22 protein-coding genes are annotated in these 18,132 nt (G+C 54.9%); 13 read left to right on the plus strand and 9 right to left on the minus strand.

The annotated features are described in order from the left end of the window. The 7 genes from GAH_RS10075 to GAH_RS10105 all read left to right on the plus strand — a co-directional run bounded on the left by GAH_RS10075 (nucleotide 1) and on the right by GAH_RS10105 (nucleotide 5,989). Entirely contained in the window at nucleotides 1-1,335 is a 1,335-nt protein-coding gene (locus GAH_RS10075; RefSeq protein WP_048096538.1) for a Ni/Fe hydrogenase subunit alpha, read from the plus strand. After that, entirely contained in the window at nucleotides 1,332-1,751 is a 420-nt protein-coding gene (locus GAH_RS10080) for a hydrogenase maturation protease (protein WP_048096541.1), read from the plus strand. Before GAH_RS10075 ends, GAH_RS10080 begins: the two co-directional genes overlap by 4 nt. Nucleotides 1,752-1,757: 6 nt before the next feature. Then, entirely contained in the window at nucleotides 1,758-2,048 is a 291-nt protein-coding gene (locus tag GAH_RS10085) for a helix-turn-helix domain-containing protein (protein WP_048096542.1), read from the plus strand. 126 nt (nucleotides 2,049-2,174) lie between these two features. Then, nucleotides 2,175-3,272: a hydrogenase small subunit gene (locus GAH_RS10090; protein ID WP_052747853.1), complete on the plus strand. Its 1,098-nt coding sequence runs from the start codon at nucleotides 2,175-2,177 to the stop codon at nucleotides 3,270-3,272. 13 nt (nucleotides 3,273-3,285) lie between these two features. Then, a complete protein-coding gene (locus tag GAH_RS10095; protein ID WP_048096544.1) occupies nucleotides 3,286-4,890 on the plus strand; it encodes a nickel-dependent hydrogenase large subunit in 1,605 nt (534 codons plus the stop codon). A 2-nt stretch (nucleotides 4,891-4,892) separates the two neighbouring features. Further along, complete coding sequence (locus GAH_RS10100; protein WP_245604118.1) at nucleotides 4,893-5,522, plus strand: cytochrome b/b6 domain-containing protein; 630 nt, start codon at nucleotides 4,893-4,895, stop codon at nucleotides 5,520-5,522. 20 nt (nucleotides 5,523-5,542) lie between these two features. Then, complete coding sequence (locus GAH_RS10105) at nucleotides 5,543-5,989, plus strand: hydrogenase maturation protease (RefSeq protein ID WP_048096547.1); 447 nt, start codon at nucleotides 5,543-5,545, stop codon at nucleotides 5,987-5,989. On the opposite strand, the gene cobQ is transcribed toward GAH_RS10105, so the two are convergent. The 4 genes from cobQ to GAH_RS10125 all read right to left on the minus strand — a co-directional run bounded on the left by cobQ (nucleotide 5,955) and on the right by GAH_RS10125 (nucleotide 9,767). After that, nucleotides 5,955-7,370: a cobyric acid synthase CobQ gene (gene cobQ / locus GAH_RS10110; protein WP_048096549.1), complete on the minus strand. Its 1,416-nt coding sequence runs from the start codon at nucleotides 7,368-7,370 to the stop codon at nucleotides 5,955-5,957. The genes GAH_RS10105 and cobQ overlap by 35 nt on opposite strands. Before the next feature lie 71 nt (nucleotides 7,371-7,441). Then, nucleotides 7,442-8,119 (minus strand): hypothetical protein, encoded by a 678-nt coding sequence (locus tag GAH_RS10115; protein WP_048096551.1) that lies wholly within the window; start codon nucleotides 8,117-8,119, stop codon nucleotides 7,442-7,444. An 89-nt stretch (nucleotides 8,120-8,208) separates the two neighbouring features. Beyond that, nucleotides 8,209-8,751, minus strand: coding sequence for a tRNA (cytidine(56)-2'-O)-methyltransferase (locus GAH_RS10120; protein WP_048096900.1), 543 nt, complete (start codon nucleotides 8,749-8,751; stop codon nucleotides 8,209-8,211). Nucleotides 8,752-8,783: 32 nt separating this feature from the next. Then, on the minus strand, nucleotides 8,784-9,767 hold the full coding sequence (locus GAH_RS10125; RefSeq protein ID WP_048096553.1) for a CaiB/BaiF CoA transferase family protein: 984 nt from the start codon (nucleotides 9,765-9,767) through the stop codon (nucleotides 8,784-8,786). Nucleotides 9,768-9,901: 134 nt separating this feature from the next. Between GAH_RS10125 and GAH_RS10130 the strand changes: the two genes are divergently transcribed. From GAH_RS10130 to GAH_RS10910, 5 genes are read left to right on the plus strand one after another with little or no spacing between them, the layout of a single operon-like run. Further along, complete coding sequence (locus tag GAH_RS10130) at nucleotides 9,902-11,083, plus strand: thiolase family protein (protein ID WP_048096901.1); 1,182 nt, start codon at nucleotides 9,902-9,904, stop codon at nucleotides 11,081-11,083. Nucleotides 11,084-11,093: 10 nt separating this feature from the next. Then, nucleotides 11,094-12,236 (plus strand): acyl-CoA dehydrogenase family protein, encoded by a 1,143-nt coding sequence (locus tag GAH_RS10135; RefSeq protein ID WP_048096902.1) that lies wholly within the window; start codon nucleotides 11,094-11,096, stop codon nucleotides 12,234-12,236. Between the two features lie 60 nt (nucleotides 12,237-12,296). Then, nucleotides 12,297-13,949, plus strand: coding sequence for a long-chain fatty acid--CoA ligase (locus tag GAH_RS10140; RefSeq protein ID WP_048096555.1), 1,653 nt, complete (start codon nucleotides 12,297-12,299; stop codon nucleotides 13,947-13,949). A gap of 51 nt (nucleotides 13,950-14,000) precedes the next feature. Then, complete coding sequence (locus GAH_RS10145) at nucleotides 14,001-14,240, plus strand: hypothetical protein (RefSeq protein ID WP_245604027.1); 240 nt, start codon at nucleotides 14,001-14,003, stop codon at nucleotides 14,238-14,240. Beyond that, the gene (locus GAH_RS10910; protein WP_084632394.1) at nucleotides 14,237-14,443 is read left to right on the plus strand and encodes a type II toxin-antitoxin system PemK/MazF family toxin; all 207 of its coding nucleotides are present in this window, start codon (nucleotides 14,237-14,239) and stop codon (nucleotides 14,441-14,443) included. Before GAH_RS10145 ends, GAH_RS10910 begins: the two co-directional genes overlap by 4 nt. Before the next feature lie 55 nt (nucleotides 14,444-14,498). Here the strand turns inward: GAH_RS10910 and GAH_RS10150 are convergent, their stop codons facing one another. Further along, the gene (locus GAH_RS10150; protein WP_048096557.1) at nucleotides 14,499-14,909 is read right to left on the minus strand and encodes a rhodanese-like domain-containing protein; all 411 of its coding nucleotides are present in this window, start codon (nucleotides 14,907-14,909) and stop codon (nucleotides 14,499-14,501) included. An 86-nt stretch (nucleotides 14,910-14,995) separates the two neighbouring features. On the opposite strand from GAH_RS10150, the gene GAH_RS10155 reads away from it, so the two are divergent. Next, on the plus strand, nucleotides 14,996-16,036 hold the full coding sequence (locus GAH_RS10155; RefSeq protein ID WP_052747854.1) for a hypothetical protein: 1,041 nt from the start codon (nucleotides 14,996-14,998) through the stop codon (nucleotides 16,034-16,036). On the opposite strand, the gene GAH_RS10160 is transcribed toward GAH_RS10155, so the two are convergent. Genes GAH_RS10160 through GAH_RS10175 form a run of 4 tightly spaced genes read right to left on the minus strand, consistent with a single transcriptional unit; the run spans nucleotide 16,026 to nucleotide 18,091 of the window. Further along, nucleotides 16,026-16,214, minus strand: coding sequence for a ferritin family protein (locus GAH_RS10160; RefSeq protein WP_048096559.1), 189 nt, complete (start codon nucleotides 16,212-16,214; stop codon nucleotides 16,026-16,028). The two genes, GAH_RS10155 and GAH_RS10160, sit on opposite strands and share 11 nt — an antisense overlap. Before the next feature lie 32 nt (nucleotides 16,215-16,246). After that, on the minus strand, nucleotides 16,247-16,699 hold the full coding sequence (nifU, locus tag GAH_RS10165) for a Fe-S cluster assembly scaffold protein NifU (RefSeq protein ID WP_048096561.1): 453 nt from the start codon (nucleotides 16,697-16,699) through the stop codon (nucleotides 16,247-16,249). A gap of 1 nt (nucleotide 16,700) precedes the next feature. After that, nucleotides 16,701-17,858, minus strand: coding sequence for a cysteine desulfurase family protein (locus tag GAH_RS10170; protein WP_048096563.1), 1,158 nt, complete (start codon nucleotides 17,856-17,858; stop codon nucleotides 16,701-16,703). Nucleotides 17,859-17,860: 2 nt separating this feature from the next. Continuing rightward, nucleotides 17,861-18,091: a sulfurtransferase TusA family protein gene (locus tag GAH_RS10175; protein WP_048096564.1), complete on the minus strand. Its 231-nt coding sequence runs from the start codon at nucleotides 18,089-18,091 to the stop codon at nucleotides 17,861-17,863. Nucleotides 18,092-18,132: the final 41 nt, after the last annotated feature.

Genomic DNA, 18,132 nt, shown 5'->3' on the forward strand with positions numbered 1-18,132 from the left:
ATGAGGAGAATCGAGATCAACCCGGTTTCGAGGATTGAGGGGCACGCGAGGGTTACGATATTCGCCGACGAGAGGGACAGGGTGGAGAGAGTCTTCTTCCAGACGACCGAGCTGAGGGGTTACGAGAAGCTCGTTCTCGGGCTCCCTGCTGAGGAGGTTCCGAGGGTCGTCTCGACGATATGCGGAATATGTAGAGCAGTACACTTCACCGCCGCCCTGAAGGCGCTCGACAGCGTCTTTGGAGTTACCCCTCCAGAGGATGCGGAGAAAATAAGGAGGCTCGTCCTCTATGCGAACGTCATAGAGGATCACGCGGCAAGCCTGCTTATTCTCGCCCTTCCGGACCTTGTTGGGGAGAGGGACGTTTTCTCCTCCTTCAACAGAATCGGGGTGGATGTTGCGAAGAATTTGCTGAAGAAGAGGAGCTACGCTGTCAAGACAATCGAGATGCTCGCTGGCAGGTTCCTCCATCCGGTCTCTGCTGTCCCGGGAGGGTGGAGCAAGAGGCCGGAGAGAAAGGAGGTTGAGCTGATAAGGAAGTACTCCAAGGAGCTCGTTCAGCTCGGCATGGAGCTGTTCGACCTCGTGCACTCCCTGATAGGGGAGGTGCAGGAGTTTGACGTTAAATCGCTCCACTACCTCGCCACCTCCGGAAAAGGTGCAGAGTTCTACGACGGTGTTCAGAAGGTCATGAACGGGGATGGTGAGGAGGTGCTCTCCTTCTCGGAGAGGGACTACGACGCCTTCGTCAGGGAGAGGGTTGAGGAGCACTCCTATGCCAAAAACGCAGTTGTGAACGCTGGCGGGCAGGATTTTGAAGTGATCACCGGGGTTGCCGCGAGGTTTCATGCGGGCTTCGAGAGGTACGATCTGAGCTCCGAGCTCTACAGAGGACTGTCCGAGATAATAAAACCGCAGGTAATCAGCCCCGTGAGGAACTACCTGCTCAGAGCACTCGAGGTTGTTTACTGCGCCGAGGCGATGGTGGACATTGCAGAGAACACCGACTTTACCGGACCGTTAGTCAACAAAGACTACCGAATAACGAGGGAGGGTATCGGCATAGTTGAGGCTCCGAGGGGCACGCTGATACACCACTACAGAACCGATGGCTCAGGGAATGTGGTCAAGGCGAGGATAATCACCCCGACGCAGTTCAACATCCCAGCGATGAACGCGCTTCTGAACGAAGGACTTAAGGGGAGGGGGGCGAATGCAGAGGCAATGAGCTATGCTGAGAACCTGATAAGAACCTTCGACCCGTGCATGGCCTGCTCAACCCACTCGCTTGACGGAAAGACGATGGTGGAATTCGAGATCGTGCGGAAGAGATGAGCAGAACGGCTGTTCTCGGTGTGGGAAACCCCCTGAGCGAGAGGGACTCTGTGGGAATAGCCGTGGCAGAAAGGGTTGCAGAGGTGACGGGCTGGGAGCTCGTCCTGTCCAACACCACGGGTCTCGAGGTCGTTGACATCCTCCTCCCCTTCGACAGGGCTGTTGTCATCGACACGGTAATCGGGCTCGAGATGGGTGAGGTTGTGATTGTGTCTGAGCCAGCTGCCAAAGCCCAGAGGTTCTCCCACTCACTCGGGCTTCTCGAGTCGCTCAAGGTGGGAAAAGCAGTGTACGGTGAGGAGTTCCCGGATGTCGTGGTGGTGGGCGTCGGGGTCAGAGGGCATCAGATGACATTAGATGTAAATAAAATCGCAAAAAAAATAATAGCGATTGTTGAAGGTTACCGTGAGCGGTGATGACAGATGCTGGCAAATGATGCAGTAGAACGGGGGAAGCTTATTTTCAAGGAAAGAGTCGTGCAGATTCTGATGACGATTTACGAAGGCGAGAGAAGCGGCGAGGAAGTGTACATCCAGTACATTGCCGGGAAGATTAACAGCCCCCACAGCTACGTCTGGCTTGTGGTGAAAAAGCTCGAGCAGATGGGGATAGTCGAGACCTCGAGCGCCGGAAGAACGAGGCTCATCCACCTCACCGACAAGGGCCACGAGCTGTGCGACGCGATACAGCACATTCTTGAGCTTTTAAGGTAGTAAGTAACATATATTTAATTTCATACATTTTTAAAATTGCATAGAAAATTATACACAAAAAATTATGAAAAATCTTTTAATAAAGGTGATCGTTAATTGCCCAGACAAACGTAGAAGGCGATAATTGTGAGCGGGGTTAGCAGAAGAGACTTTTTGAAGGCTGCAGCACTTACAGGTGTAAGCGCTTTTATCGCTGCCAACAAGGCAGAGATCGTCAGCGCTTTCGAGCAGGCAAAGATGAACGGGGTGAAACTCGTCTGGCTTCAGGGCCAGAGCTGCTCAGCGTGCACCGTTTCGCTCCTTCAGGCAAGTGATCCAGAGCTCTACGATGCAATAGAGGAGCTGAAGGTCAACATAGCGTTCCACCAGACAATAATGCAGCCATTCGGAGAGCAGGCGATCGAGATTCTGGAGGAAATCGAGCCTGATGTGCTTGTGGTTGAGGGAGCAATACCCGTTGGACTGAAGGAGGCATGCCTTCTCGGTGAGAGGAACGGCAAGCCGGTGGTTTTCGAGGAGTGGGTCAAGGAGCTCATGGCCAAAACAAAGGTTGCGGTGGTTGGGTTCGGAAGCTGCTCCACTTACGGCGGAATTCCAGCCGGAAAGGACGGAGTTGGTTCAGCATACGACAACGGCAGCGTTACCGGAGCAGTGGGCCTCTACGACTTCGTCAAGATGCACGGCATGCCGTCGGCTAAGCTGATCCTCCTGCCGGGCTGTCCTGGCCATCCGGACTGGCTGATGATCACGCTTGCGAGCATACTGCTTGGCGTGGTTCCGGAGGTTGACGAGTACTACAGGCCCAAGGCGATGTTCTCAAGAATCATCCACGACCACTGCCCGAGGAGAGGCTACTACGGAAAGGGACAGTTCGCGTACTCGCTGGAGGAGACTGACTCGAAGTACGAGACGTGCCTTTACAAGGTCGGGTGCAAGGCTCCGTTCACGTACGCTGCCTGCGCTGAGACGAGGTGGAACGGTGGCGTGAACGTGTGCATGAACGCCGGAGCGCCGTGCATAGGCTGCATGGATCCCGGGTTCCCGGACAAGATGTCTCCGTTCTACGAGGCGAAGGAGAGCACAGAGATAATGCTCGGCCTCAACCCGACGACTCTCGGAGAGATTGCTGTCGGTGCGGCCGTTCTCGGAGTTGCTGCCCACGCGATAAGGAGAGGCACGAAGCACCCGGAGATTAAGGATGATGAGATTGAGAAGAAGGAGTGAGGAGGTGGTTTGAGTGGAAATCACGATTGATCCAGTTACAAGGCTCGAGGGTCACCACGGTGTGAAGATTAACGTCGATGGTGGCGTTATTACCGATGCGAAGGCCCTTGCCCTGATGTTCAGGGGTTTTGAGAGGCTTCTCGTTGGCAGGGACATAAGGGATGCCCCGATAATAACCCAGAGGATCTGCGGAGTCTGTCACAACGACCACAGGCTCGCAAGCCTCATGGCCATTGAGAACGCGGCAGGAATTGCCGACGAGTGGAACGTTGGCCTTCCGCCCGCAGCAATAGCCTTCAGAAATCTGGTCGCTGCCCTGCAGTACGTGTACGACCACCCGGTCTGGGTTTACGTTCTCGCCGGCCCGGACTTCAGCGACTCTCCGCACGGCACAGGGCTGACGAGGCTCAACCCGATTCTCGGCAAGGGTGTCAGGGAGGCTGTCTGGGCCCAGAGGGAGCTCCACAAGGCCATGGCGCTCATCGGTGGAAAGGTGCCCCACATGATGACTCCCGCTCCGGGAGGAATGACGCTCGAGATTGACGAGAAGATAATCGCCCAGCTCGTTGGAATAATCTCAGACGTCAAGAAGTGGGCCGTTGGTGTCGGCATAGGCCAGCCCTCAGCAACTAACGCGGAGTACGTTCTCGACGAGGTGCTCAGGCAGCTCGAAGAGATAAAGGCAGGAAAGAGGAAGGAGTTCGAGCCAAAGGAGGGAATGGGCAACGCACTCTTCGACATGGTCGCGATGATTGCGGTCGCCCACGACATGGGGCTCAACGAGCAGGGAGTCTGGGAAGACTCCAAGATGCTCGCCTACGGGTTCCTCCCCGACCCAGACACGGGCGAGCTCTACTTCCCGCCGGGGTTCTTCAACGGAAGGGAGCTCGAGAGGTTCGACTACAGGAGGATCTCCGAGGACACCACGTACGCATGGTACAAGGACGAGACCCAGACGGGCTACGTTGGAACAGACCTCCCACCGGAGCCCTACTACGGCAAGCCCAACGCCTACACATGGGGCAAGGCGCCGAGGTACGACGGGTGGCCCGCTGAGGTTGGCCCGCTCCCAAGGCTTGTCGCGATGTACTTCAAGAAGAGCAAGGAGCTCGGAGACCCGCTTGGTCTGAGGAAGACGTTCTGTGGAAGTCCAACTGCCTCAACCGCTCTGAGCAGAATGATCGCGAGGATACAGGAGGAGCTCATAATGATAGACTACCTCGAGAACCTCCTGCTCCAGCTCAAGGACTACGCAGGAAAGAAGACCGCGATAGAGTTCCCGAAGGACGTTACCGGAGAGGGGGTTGGCCTTAGAGAGGCCCCACGTGGTGCCCTCGGCCACTGGGTTGTAGCCGAGAGGGGCAAGATAAAGAGGTATCAGGCCGTCGTCCCCACGACATGGAACGTCTCGCCGAAGGATAGTAAGGGTCAGCACGGTCCGCTCGAGAGCGCACTGATCGGCACACCCGTCAGCGACCCGAGCAACCCGTGGGAGGTTGTGAGGGTCATCCACAGCTTCGACCTCTGCCTCGCATGCACGGTGCACGTGTTCACAAAGGAGGGCAAGAAGACGAGCATAACCCTCGACGCCTGCTCCATCAATTTTTTGAGGTGGTGAGGATGGGAAAGATCTACAGGTACGATGCGGTGACAAGGGCCTCGCACTGGAGTCACACCTTTGCCATGATATTGCTGATAATCACGGGCCTACAGATATTCACCGGGCTCGGATTCATGGACTCGTTCACAGTTCCATTCCACGTGCTCCTCGGCTGGATACTGCTCGCAGCACTGGTCATGGAGGTGCTCAATTGGATCCTCCATCCGAGGGAGGTTCTCCTGTCGATCCCGACGCCCAAGGACATAAAGAGGTGGATAATAATCGCCCTCAACTTCATGGGCCTGACAGACAAGTACCCGGCTTACCACGTCTACAGCAAGAGCAGGGGTGAGTACATCACCAAGTGGCACCCGGTGCTCAAGTTCATGATCTGGGGCGACCTGTTCTTCGTTCTGGTCATAGCCTTCACAGGATTTGCAATGTACTACCCGGCCGGACACCCGCTGGCGTTCCTTCTGAACTACCTCGACATGGGCACGATCAGGCTGCTGCACTTCATAGCGTTCATCTACTTCGTTCTGGTCATGATACCACACGGATACCTCGCGCTCCAGCCGGTCAATAGGGGCGTGCTCAAGTCGATGATCACCGGATGGGACGAGGGAGAGGACACCGTAATCGTTGAATAATTCCTATTTTTTGTTCCTCTATGGTAGTTGTCATTGGCGTCGGCAACCTGATTCTCGGGGATGACGGTTTTGGCATTCACGTAATTGAGAAAATGAAAGAGATGGACGAGTTCAGGGGGATCAAGATCGTAGACGCGATGACCAACTCCGCTTTCCTGCTCGAGGCGATGGATGGAGAGGACAAGGCCATCATAGTCGATGCAATGGACATCGGTCAGGAGGGAGTTGGGGTCTTCAGGTTCAATCCAAACGTTGAGGACTTTCCCTCTGATGTTATGCTCAGCATGCACGACCTGCACTTCAAGGACGTCATTGCGATGGCGAGAGGGGTTTACAGGCTGCCGGAGGAGATAGTGATCGTGGGTGTGAGGCCGAGGAGGGTTGAGCTGAGCATGGAGCTCAGCGAGGAGTGCGAGAGACATGTGGACGAGGTCATAGAGATCGTGAAGAGAGAGCTCGGTCTATGATGTGCTCCACGTCAAGCTTCTCCTCCACAACCCTCGCGAACCTATCCACCAGATCATCGAGCCCCTCAAACCTCCTGCCCACGTACCTGTAAAACTCCCTCGCAACGTTTTCGTTGAAGAGGAGACCGTGAAGGTACGTGCCCCAAACCAGCCCGTCCTCGCTTTTCCCGCCATCATCCTCGAACACCGGCCACCTCGCCCTCGTGAGGCCCATGTGTATCTCGTAACCCGAAACTTCCTCACCTCTCAGGCGCTCGATCACAGACACCTCTTCCGTGACGCGCTTGGTCACCTGTCTGGTCACCTTCTCGTACCTCCTGAACTCAGTATCGGCATCGATGAGGCCGATGCCTTTCACCCTGACGTTTCCCGCTTCAACCCCGTGATCCACTATTGCCTTTCCAAGCATCTGGAACCCGCCGCATATGCCCACAACCGGCCTGTCCCTCGCGAACCTCCTGATCTTCTCGTCCATTCCCCACCTCTTCAGCTCGGCGAGATCCCTGACCGTCTCCTTCGTTCCGGGGAGTATGAGCAGCTCGTAGTCATCGACGCTGCCCTTCAGGTCAACGAACTCGACAAGCCCTCTGATCGGCTCGAAGTCGGTGAAGTTCGAGATCCTCGGGAGCCTTATAACGCCCACCTCCCCACCCCTCTCCCAGTCCTCGATGCTCAGCGAGTCCTCAGACGGGAGATCACCCTCGAAGTAGGGTATGACCCCCACAACCCTGACACCCGTGAGCTTCTCAAGCTTCTCGAAGCCCGGGTATAGCAGGGGCTCGTAACCCCTGAACCTGTTCACTATGAAGCCAGAGACGAGGCTCCTGACGTCTTCCGGTAGCAGAGAGTAGGTGCCGTACAACGAGGCGAAGCTTCCTCCGCGGTCTATGTCCGTCACGATGTACACGTCCGGCCTTGCTATCCTCGCGATCCCTATGTTGGCCATATCTCTGTCATATAGGTTTATCTCGGCCATTCCTCCGGCACCCTCTATCACCACGAAGTCGTTCTCCTCCTCAAGGGTTCTGTATGCTTCCTCAACAACCCTCAGCAGCCCGGGAACTTCCCGGTAGTACTCAAGGGTGCTGACATCCTTCACCGGTCTCCCCATCACCACCAGCTGAGACCTGAGGTTGCCCTTCGGCTTCAGAAGCACGGGGTTCATCCTCACATCCGGCTCCTTTCCGGCAGCGAGGGCCTGAAACGCCTGAGCATAGGCAATTTCATGACCGTCCCGGGTGATGTAGGAGTTCAGGCTCATGTTCTGGGCCTTGAAAGGAGCTACTTCATAACCCATTTTCGAGAGTATCCTGCACAGCGCAGCCACAACAACCGACTTTCCGGCGCTGCTCGTTGTTCCGGCGATCATGATGGAGGGCATCTGTGACAGGAGTGTCCCGCTCTTTAAAAAATTTCACGAAACTTAACACGGAGTCAGGGTAACTTGAAAATCTAAAGCTTGGAGACGAGCATCTTCATCTCCCTTGCGAGGGTGGTGATGCCGTAGATCAGTATCAGGTAGATCAGGATCGCAAAGAGGAGGTAGGACTTGTAGCTGTAGACCCTCGCGAAGAACAGCGCTCCGAGAGCAAAGGACGTCAGGACTATGGAGAGATAGAAGTTGGAGATCTCGAGCGGGACTATGAAGAACTCCCTGTACCTGTAGTACTTGCCGAGAAGGTAGGCAAAGTATATTCCGAGCACGCAGGCAAGCGTGGAGAGGAGGGCAAGGACGTGGTACGAGATGTAGGGGAGATGGTAGGAGAAGAGCCAGAGAACGCCGAAGTAGAGGATCACGTCGAAGTAGTTCTTGGACACTCCGAACTTCACTCCCCCGTTGAGAACGAGGGTCTTCAGGATCAGAAGGTTGGACGCGACCATGAACATCCAGAACAGGACTGAGGATACCTCCATGAGCGTTTTACCGGTGGCTGAGAGCGTCACAAAGTAGTAAAAGCCCGAAACCCACGTGAACACGAGGGAGAGGACGAGAGCAATTGAGAGGACGTGAGCCTGAAAGACGCTCGAGTTGAGGACGCTCTTGGCATCCTCAGAGAGAACATAACCCAGACTGATAAGGGAGAGGGCGACAAGGGATGTACCCTGAACGAGGTAACCCATTTCGTTCATCCCTACTCTCTACCAGCGGTAAAAAATAAATAGTTTTTGATTCCGGGCCAGAAAAGTAGGATCATTCTCCTTTCAGTCCATCGACCGCGTTAATTTCGATTTTTCCCAAAATCGGAATAACCTGTATCGGTGACACGCTTGCCCCTCTCGGACGGGATCACCCTCACCTTGGCGTTTTCGAACTCGAGGCTGAACACCCTGCCCTCAAGCACCCTGTCGAGGAAAACCGCGAGAGCAGCCACCTCGCTGTGGGGCTGGTTGCCTATGGAGATGTTGTAGTCGGAAAGCTCGTACACCTCAGGCGGGACCTTCTCGGCACCTACGATGACGAGAACCCTCTCGGCACTTTTTATATCACCAACCCTCTCCAGCAGCGGAATGCCGTACATCGTCAGGTGGACGACCACGCCGTCGAACTCCTTCACAAGCCTCTTCCACGACTTCACGTGCTCGATGAAGAAATCTCCACCCCACCTCTCCACGACGTCCCTGACGCTCTCAAAGACCTTCTCGTCAAGAACGTCGAAGTAGATTCCTCTCGCCCCGAACGCCCTCGCGGTCAGGGCAACGTGGGTTGAGATTCGCTTGTCCCTCTCCGGCCTGTGTCCGAGCCTCAGAACGTAGACCTCCACGATCTGCACTTCGGCTTGGAGATGATAAATGTTTACCTCATCCTCGCGGGAAATCTGAGCCCCCTGAACCTCTTCCCTTCAAACTCGAACTCCTCGAGCATCCACGATTTTTCTGCCACATCTCCGAGACTCTCGACTATTCCGTATGGTATCCTCTCGCCAAACGCCCTCTCTATGTCCTCCCTGTCCATCTCAGCAAGCTTCGCTGCTATCGCAGCTTCAATCTCGCCGCTCCTTTTCAGCCTTTCCTCGAAGCTCATGCCAGTGAAGTCCAATCCGAGAGCTCTGCACATCTCGTCCCAGAACTGGGGCTCGTCCAGTATTCCGAGAGAAACGTAGCAGTCCTTCGCCCGGTAAATCCTGTATCCCGGGTTCTCGCTGAAGTCCCGCATGTATTCTCCGGAGTTCAGGATAGCTGACGTGTGGAGGGGCATGGACGCGAGAGCAGAGTCGAACATACTCAGGTCTATGTACGCGCCCTTCCCGGTCCTGAGCTTTCTGACGTAAGCTGACAGAATGGTTATAGCTGCAAAAACAGCAGACGAGAAATCTGAAAGCTGAACGTTCGGGTCTGAGGGTTCTCCACCAGCCATTCCGGCAACCTCACACACACCGGCCATTGCGAGCACGTTTATGTCGTGAACAGGTCTCGTGAACCTCGAGTTCTGCCCGAACCCGGTTATGGAGCAGTAGATTATGCCCTCATTGATCTTCGAGATTCTCTCGTAGTCCACTCCGAGCCTTCTGGCCACTCCCGGCCTGAAGCCCTCGACGATCACGTCAGCCTTCTCCGCAAGCCTGTAGAACTCCTCCCTGTCTCCATCCTCCTTCAGGTTCAGCTTCACGATTCTCTTCCCTCTGTTGAGGGCTGCGAAAATCTCGGGCCTGTACCTCATGGGGTCTCCTGCAGGCGGCTCAACCTTAACAACGTCTGCCCCAAGATCCCTGAGAATTCTGCAGCAGTACGGGCCGGGGTAGTAGTAGGCCAGTTCGACAACAAGCATTCCTTCGAGCATGCAGGAGTCTTTGATTTTCGAGTATAAAAACCTCATGATTTTTTCTGTCAAATGGAGATCCGTAATGAAAAATTCTGCCCGAAAACAGAAAAGGTTATTAAGTTACCGAATGCGTTAATTTTCAGGTGATTGTCATGACGAAAACCGTTATCGTCAGCGGAGTTAGGACCCCGATAGGAAGGTTTGGTGGTGGCCTAAAAGACGTTTCTGCGGTCGAGCTTGGAAGCATCGTGATAAAGGAGGCGATCAACAGGGCCGGAATAAAGCCCGAAGATGTTGATGAAGTTATAATGGGGCACGTGGTCACGGCAGGATGCGGACAGAACACGGCAAGGCACGCGGCACTCAAGGCGGGCCTGCCAGACACTGTTCCCGCTTACCAGATAAACAAGGTCTGCACCTCCGGCCTTAAAGCTGTAGCGCTCGCACACCTCATGATCCAGATGGGTGAGGCCGATATCATCGTCGCAGGCGGAATGGAGAGCATGAGCAACGCCCCTTACGCTCTACTCAAGGCGAGATGGGGCTACAGGATGTTCAACGACCAGCTTGTGGACCTGATGGTTCACGATGGCCTCTGGGATCCGATATACAACCAGCACATGGCCGAGAACACGGAGGATGTGGCGGACGAGTTTGGCGTCACGAGGGATGAGATGGACGAGTGGAGCTACTACAGCCACGTCAAGGCGATAAAGGCAATAGACGAGGGCAAGTTCGCCGAGGAGATCGTTCCTGTTACGGTTAAGGAGAAGAAGGGCGAGAGGGTGGTTGACACAGACGAGAATCCGAGGAGGGACACGAGCCTCGAGAAGATAAAGAGCCTAAAGCCAGTTTTCAGGCCTAACGGAAAGATAACAGCAGCTAACGCCCCCAACACCAGCGATGGTGCTGCTGCTGTCGTGGTTATGAGCGAGGAGAAGGCCAAGGAGCTCGGACTCGAGCCCAAGCTTGAAGTTCTCGCTCACGGACAGGCTTCAAGGGACCCCAAGTACATCGCAACCGTCCCGGCGTATGCTGCAGAAATTGCTTTGAAGAAGGCGGGAGTGAGCAAGGACGACATCGATTTGTGGGAGATCAACGAGGCCTTCGCTGCCGTCACGCTCATCTCGGCCAAGTATCTGATGAACCTCGATCTCGACAAAGTGAACGTCAACGGAGGTGCCGTGGCTCTCGGCCATCCGATTGGTGCGACCGGAGCGAGGCTTGTCGTAACATTGATGCACGAGATGCTGAGAAGGAACAGCGAGTATGGAGTTGTGACGCTCTGCGCTGGAATGGCTCAGGGTGATGCGATAGTCTTCAGAAAGTACTGAGGTGGTAGCCGTGAACTTTGAGCTCAGCGAGGAGCACAGGATGCTTCAGGAAGCCGTCAGAGAGTTTGCTGAGAAGGAGATAATGCCATATGGCAGAGACTACGACGAGAAGAAGGAGTACCCGATGGACATCTACAAAAAAGCGGCCAAGCTCGGGTACATAGGTGCGAGCATTCCCGAGGAGTACAACGGTGCGGGAATGGACTGCGTGGCCGAGGCGATAATAAGCATGGAGTTCACAAGGGCAGACAGCAGCATAGGCTCCGCCATAGACCTCGCAGTCCTCGGCGTCCCCATGCTCCTGCACTTCGGCACGGAGGAGCAGAAGGAGCAGTACATGGCGAGGGTGCCGAAGGGTGATGGCCCCTCAGCCATAGCCATAACCGAGCCGGACTGCGGAACTGATGTCGCAGCTATGAGGGCAAGAGCTGTGAAGGATGGTAACGAGTGGGTGATAAACGGCACCAAGCAGTTCATAACCAACGGGAGCGTTGGGCTCTACACGATCGTTCTCGCCAAGACTGCCCAGACGAGCCCACCCCACAGGGGGATTTCTGCCTTCATAGTGGAGCAGGACAGAGAGGGTTATTCGGCGAAGAAGATTGACAAGATGGGGCTGAACTGCCACGACACGTGCGAGGTCTCGCTGAGCAACGTCAGGGTGCCCGAGGAGAACCTTGTCGGCAAGGAGAACAACGGCTTTTATCAGGTCATGGCCTTCTTCAACGAGAGCAGGATCAAGATTGGTGCCCTTCACCTTGGCATGGCCATAGGCGCATACGAGAGAGCTTTAGAGTACGCGAAGGAAAGGAAGGCCTTTGGGAAGCCACTGATCGAGCATCAGGCAATAGCCTTCAAGCTGGCGGACATGTACAAGGACATTGAGGCTGCAAAGCTCCTCATCTTCAAGGCTGCGTGGCTTGTAGACAAGGGCAATCCAGATCCTGCCTTGAGCTCAGCTGCAAAGCTGTTTGCGACTGAGACCGCCATCAGGGTTACTTACGAGGCTGTTCAAATCTTTGGAGGATACGGGTTCAGCAAGGAGTACGATGTTGAGCGCTACTACAGAGATGCGAGGGTTGGGACGATTTACGAGGGGACGAGTGAGATTCAGAGGCTCGTGATCTCACGCGCAATCTCGGGGAGGCTGTGATGGTAAGGTATTTATCGTTGCATTTTTTCTCAATTAATAATTAAAAATGGAGGTGGTGTGATGAGGTACGTTAAGGGATTTACCGCAACAACGATGGATGACTACCAGCTGAACCTGATAAACATCCTGAAGAGGGCTGCGACATACTTCCCGGACAGGGAGATCGTGTCGAGGCTACACAGCGGTGAGCTGCTCAGGTACAACTACCGGGAGGCTTATGAGAGAGTAAGGAGGCTTGCGAGCTCGCTTGAGAGGATAGGCATAAATCCCGCAGACAGGGTGGGAGTTCTGAGCTGGAACACCCACAGGTTCTACGAGCTCTTCTTCGCCATCCCGGGGATGGGGGCAGTGCTTCTGGAGATGAACCTGCGACTGCACCCGAATGAGATAGTGTACGTGGCCAACCACAGCAAGGCAAAGGCGATATTCGTGGACGAGACCCTTCTCCCGCTTGCCGAGGCGATAGCCCCGCACATAAAGGCGGAGAAGTACATAATCATGGCCGACGGAGATCTGCCAGAGACGAAGCTTGAGAACGTCTACAGCTACGAGGATCTCGTGAACGAGGGCGATCCAGACTACGAGTTCCCGGTTGTCGATGAGCGCTCTGCCGGCACAGCATGCTACACATCCGGAACCACTGGCAACCCCAAGGGAGTTTACTACTCTCAGAGGGCTCTGGTTCTCCACTCCCTTGCAGAGCTTCACGCCATAGGGATAAAGCCCGAGGACGTGTACATGCAGCTCGTCCCAATGTTCCACGCCAACGGGTGGGGGCTGTTCTACCCAGCAACCATAGGCGGGGCGAAGCTGGTGTTTCCGGGGAGATACGGGGTGGACAACCTCGGCCCGGTCGTTGAGCTGATGGAGAGCGAGGGGGTCACTGTTACAGCAGGAGCACCGGCCATATTCCTTCCAATGCTCAACTACCTGCAGAGCCTCGACAGGAAGCCAAAGCTCAATGTGAGGGCGTGGAGTGGAGCGACTGAGCCACCACTTGCGATGATGAAGGGTCTGCTCGAGTTTGGCATTGAGGTCATCCACGCCTACGGCGCGACTGAAACAACTCCTCTCGTCTGCTACAACTTCCTGAAGCCGGGGCTCGAAAACCTCAGCGAGGAGGAGAAGTGGGAGATGAGGAGAAAGCAGGGAATCCCGGTGTTTGGAGTAGAAGTCATGCTCGCGGACGAGAACGGGAACCCGCTTCCGTGGGACGGGAAGAGCATAGGAGAGCTCTACATCCGCGGCCACTGGGTCACAGGGAGTTACTACAACGATCCGAGAACCATAGACTCGTTCGTAGAGGACGGGTTCCTGAGGTGGTGGAAGAGCGGGGATGCGGCGACGATAGACGAGCACGGGTACATAAAGATCGTGGACAGATTCAAGGACCTAATCAAGAGCGGTGGAGAGTGGATAAGCAGCGTGGACCTCGAGAACTACCTTGTCGCTCACCCGGCGGTGCTCGAAGCCTGCGTCGTTGGAATCCCGCACCCCAAGTGGGAGGAGAGGCCATTAGCCTTCGTTGTGGTGAAAGAGGAGTTTAGGGGCAAGGTCACGAAGGAGGAGCTTCTCGACCACCTCAGGCAGAGGTTCGCCAAGTGGCAGCTTCCGGACGAGATCCTGTTCGTGGACGAGATACCAAAGACGAGCGTTGGAAAGGCCAGCAAGAGGACTCTGAGGGAGCAGTACAAGGATTTCTACATGCAGTAGGCTGAAGAGCTGTTAAATCTTTATTTTTAATTCCCTTCTCAGATCTGCAAGGTGCAGAGGATTCCGTGCAGAGTATTTAAATGGGAAAATGCACTGAACATAATGGACATACAAACCGAACTGGCAGACATAAAGAGAATCTTGACCGAAATGTCCAGAAAGCTTGATGAGTTACTTGAAGAGAAGGAAATTACAGCCATGATGAAGCTGTCAGAAGTTAGCTTAAAGGACTTTCTCGATGATGAGCCGGATATTTATTCGATAAAAGATGTGAAGGTCAGATACAGATGAAAGGAAAAGTGGTTCTCGTTCCATTTCCATTTACCGATCTCTCGGCTTCAAAGCTCAGACCAGCACTCGTTCTGCACGAAGGAAGTAGAGATGTTGTTGTAGCGTTTATTTCTTCAAAAGTTCCCACTGATCCTGCAGAATCTGATGTGGTTATATCCCAAAACCATCCAGAATTTCCTTTGACGGAAATCACAGCACTTTAAATAAAAACAGGGGATGGAGGTTTGTTGGGATCGCGAAGAGAGGCAACAACTCGATTTACTTCACAACAGGATACCCCTTGCTCGCCCACGCGGTTATCCCACCCCTGATCTCGTAGACCTTCTGGAACCCGAGCTCCTTCATTATGGGCATTGTGTTGCCCGTCCTGTGGCCTGTCCTGCAGTAGATCAGGTACGTCTTGCTCTTGTCGAGCTTGTTCAGCTCCTCCTTGAACGTCGGGGAGTAGTAGTCAATGTTTATGGCCTTTGGAATGTGACCGGCCTTGTACTCCTGAGGTGTGCGGATGTCGATTATGACGAAGTCCGGGTTGTTGGCATTCTCCTGAATGAGCTTGTAGGCCTCGTCGGGGCTTATGGTCTTGAAGACCTGAGACTGCTGCGATGAACAGCCAGCCAGCAGGGCAGCAGCAACCACCATCAGAGCGAGAAAGAGCTTCGCATGCCTCATGTAACAGCGTTTCGACAGGATGGATAAATATGTCGCGGGATTTAGCGGGCACGCAAACTCTTTATATTTCCGCTCAGAGGTGATCTGTGGAGTACCTCCTTTTCCATTCTGAGGAGCTCGAGGACGTTGTCAGGGAGATTTCGGGGCTCACCCACTCCTTCAGGAGGTTCGGTGAGGTGGAGGTGATGGCTGTAACTGAGGGCATGGACACGGTTGTTGCGAGGTATGAGAGATATGTGGTGGTCGTCACAAGATCGCTCAGGCCCAACAGGGAGCCGGTGGCAAGGTATGCTGTGGAGGCCGGCACGAACCTGAAAAGGGAGTTTGCAGGTGGGAGGTACGAGACGAGAGGAGACACGATTCTCCTCGAGGGGAGCTTCGATGAGGATCTCGTTTACGGCCACCTCATCGCACTGCTCTGCGAAATTACAACAGCAAGGATTCTGGCGAAGGACTCGAGGCTGAGGGCAGAGCACCTGACGAGAGACGAGACGGCGATAATATCTGACACGGTGAGGATACTCGAGGGTGCCGGGAAGATGGAGATCTCGGCGCTCGAAAACTTAGCCCTCGAGCTCTCCTCGCTAAAGGCCAGGTTCTTCTCCTCGTACATGACGTTCAAGGACGAGAACGAGGAGATAGGGCTGGCAATACTCAAGGCGAGAAAGATCTCGAGGTCGCTTGACGGCCTTCTCTCGGAGTGGATTGACGAGCTTGCATTTGAGCTGGAGAGCCTGAAGTACTACGAGACGAGCTTTGAGCAGACTCTCAACGGCGTGAGGGATGCGCTCGAGACAGTCCATCTCAGGCTCGAGATGCTGCACAGGGGAGAGAATCTGGAGCTCCAGAGGAGAACATCGTCCCTTCAGGCGGCAGCGGCGATAATCGAGTTCGTGGCCGTGTTCTACTACTCAATGGGCATATGGGACAAGTACGTCGGCCTCTCAAACTACTCGAAGTGGGCCACGTTCACCCTCCTCGCAACGCTCTCTGCTGTTGTGGTCTTCTACACCGAGGTGATAGGGGAGTACCTGAGCGAGGGAAGGCTGGGGAGAAAGTTCGCGATTTCCACGATGGTGCTCGTACTGACGATTCTGGCGATGTTCCTCATTCCACTCATTTTCTGAGAATCCTAAGAGCCTTCAGCCTGTCGTTTATCATGTGGAGGTGCTCCCTCTCCTGAGCTATGAGGAAGTCGAGGAGCTCAGAAGTCTCGGCGTCAGCACCCTCCTTCAGCTCCATGTAGGTGCGTATCGCCTCAGCTTCGAGCTGCTTCGCCTTCTCGAGAATCTCCTCCGGAGTCATGATCCAGAATTGTCGCGCAAGTATATAAAGGCTCACATGGGGCAGAGCTCGCCGTGATCGTCGTGCTCGTCCTCTTCAGGCAGGTTGTCGAGCCCGAGCCTCTTCAGGTCTTCGATCCTGCCCGCCTTCTTGAGGTAATCGGCTATGGCGCGCTTTAGAGCATCTGCCGCAAGGTTTGAGCAGTGCATCTTCTGGGGTGGCAGACCGCCAAGCGCTTCAGCCACAGTCTGCTTAGTTATCTTGAGCGCCTCCTCGAGGGTCTTACCCTTCGCAAGCTCCGTCGCCATGCTGCTCGTCGCTATTGCAGCACCACAGCCAAATGTCTGGAACTTTATGTCAACAATCCTGTCGTCCTCCACCTTGATGTACATGGTCATGAGATCTCCGCAGACGGGATTTCCGACCGTTCCAACGCCATCGGCGTCCTCTATAACCCCAACATTCCTCGGATTCCTGAAGTGCTCGAGAACCTTCTCGCTGTACACATCACTCACCTCCCTTCTTCCTTTTCATGTAAAGCGGTGACATCATCCTGAGCCGCTCCACTATCCCCGGGAGCTTTTCGAGCACGTAGCTGACATCCTCCTCGCTGCTCCACCTGCCAAGGCTGAAGACCACGCTTCCATGAGCCTCTTCATGCTTCAGGCCGATCGCCATGAGAACGTGCGAGGGCTGGAGGGTCTTTGATGTGCATGCAGATCCAGTTGAGGCCTGAATACCCTCCATGTCCATGCTGAGCAGTATTGACTCACCCTCTATGTAGCTGAACCTGACGCTGACGTTGTTGGGCAGCCTATCCTCTGGATGCCCGTTCAGGAACGTGTCCTCGATCCTTAAAAGTCCCTCGGCCAGCCTGTCCCTGAGAACCCTCAGCCTCTCAGCCTCATCCCTCCACTCCTTCTCTGCAATCTCGGCAGCCTTACCGAACCCGACGATTCCGGCGACGCTCTCAGTCCCACCTCTGAGACCCCTTTCCTGCCCTCCTCCGAGGATGAGCGGGTTTACCCTGACCCCCTTTCTGATGTACAGCGCTCCCACGCCTCTCGGCCCGTATATGTCGTTTGATGAAAGCGTTACCAAATCCGCCCCGAGCTTCTGCACGTCCACCTCAATCTTCCCGAGGCTCGCCGTGGCATCCACGTGCAGGGCGCAGTCGACCACATCCCTGATCTCCTCGATGTTCTGGATCGTCCCTATCTCGGGATTTGCGTGCTGAACGGAGACGAGGATCGTGTCATCCCTGATGATGCTCTCGAGCTCGTTCAGCTTAACTTTGCCGTGGCCATCTACGGGCGCGTAATCGACCTCGAACCCGTTCTTCATCAGGAACTTGGCCGCGTTTATTATGGAGATGTGCTCTATCGCGCTCACGACTATGTGCTTCCCCCTGTTCTTGTTCCTCATCGCGTAGCCAATAATTGCGAGGTTGTTCGACTCTGTAGCTCCGCTCGTGAACACGATCTCAGAGCTGTCTGCATTTATGAGGCTCGCAACCTTGGTTCTCGCGTCCTCTATCGCGTTCCTCGCCTCAAAACCCTTTGAGTGGACAGATGACGGGTTCCCCGGATGCTTAAAGTAGGGAAGCATCGCCTCCACAACCCTCTCATCCACTGGCGCACCGGCCACGTAGTCGAGATAGGGCATGATCACACACCTCTCCTGATTTTTATGATGAACACACCATCATCCTCCTTTACATCCACAACCTCGTGTCCTGCCCTCTCGGCCCACTCCGGGATGTCCTTCTTCGCTGATGGATCGTCTGCAAGCACCTCGACAATCTCGCCAACTTCAACCTCCTCAACCGCCTTTCTCGCCTCGAACAGGGGCGTGGGGCAGAACATCCCTATGCAGTCGACGCTCTTTCTCACCTTCATCTAACAAGTTTAACGCCGTTAAATATTTATCCCTTTCGCTA

It is taken from the genome of Geoglobus ahangari (genome assembly GCF_001006045.1).
GTDB classification, from domain to species: domain Archaea; phylum Halobacteriota; class Archaeoglobi; order Archaeoglobales; family Archaeoglobaceae; genus Geoglobus; species Geoglobus ahangari.

Coding starts and splice junctions, on each gene's coding strand:
- GAH_RS10130 (WP_048096901.1), top strand. CDS start 9,902: ATGACGAAAACCGTTATCGTCAGCGGAGTTAGGACCCCGATAGGAAGG.
- GAH_RS10085 (WP_048096542.1), top strand. CDS start 1,758: ATGCTGGCAAATGATGCAGTAGAACGGGGGAAGCTTATTTTCAAGGAA.
- GAH_RS10105 (WP_048096547.1), top strand. CDS start 5,543: ATGGTAGTTGTCATTGGCGTCGGCAACCTGATTCTCGGGGATGACGGT.
- GAH_RS10910 (WP_084632394.1), top strand. CDS start 14,237: ATGAAAGGAAAAGTGGTTCTCGTTCCATTTCCATTTACCGATCTCTCG.
- GAH_RS10175 (WP_048096564.1), bottom strand. CDS start 18,091: ATGAAGGTGAGAAAGAGCGTCGACTGCATAGGGATGTTCTGCCCCACG.
- GAH_RS10125 (WP_048096553.1), bottom strand. CDS start 9,767: ATGCTCGAAGGAATGCTTGTTGTCGAACTGGCCTACTACTACCCCGGC.
- GAH_RS10075 (WP_048096538.1), top strand. CDS start 1: ATGAGGAGAATCGAGATCAACCCGGTTTCGAGGATTGAGGGGCACGCG.
- GAH_RS10140 (WP_048096555.1), top strand. CDS start 12,297: ATGAGGTACGTTAAGGGATTTACCGCAACAACGATGGATGACTACCAG.
- GAH_RS10100 (WP_245604118.1), top strand. CDS start 4,893: ATGGGAAAGATCTACAGGTACGATGCGGTGACAAGGGCCTCGCACTGG.
- GAH_RS10150 (WP_048096557.1), bottom strand. CDS start 14,909: ATGAGGCATGCGAAGCTCTTTCTCGCTCTGATGGTGGTTGCTGCTGCC.
- GAH_RS10080 (WP_048096541.1), top strand. CDS start 1,332: ATGAGCAGAACGGCTGTTCTCGGTGTGGGAAACCCCCTGAGCGAGAGG.
- GAH_RS10170 (WP_048096563.1), bottom strand. CDS start 17,858: ATGCCCTATCTCGACTACGTGGCCGGTGCGCCAGTGGATGAGAGGGTT.
- GAH_RS10160 (WP_048096559.1), bottom strand. CDS start 16,214: ATGACTCCGGAGGAGATTCTCGAGAAGGCGAAGCAGCTCGAAGCTGAG.
- cobQ (WP_048096549.1), bottom strand. CDS start 7,370: ATGCCCTCCATCATGATCGCCGGAACAACGAGCAGCGCCGGAAAGTCG.
- GAH_RS10115 (WP_048096551.1), bottom strand. CDS start 8,119: ATGAACGAAATGGGTTACCTCGTTCAGGGTACATCCCTTGTCGCCCTC.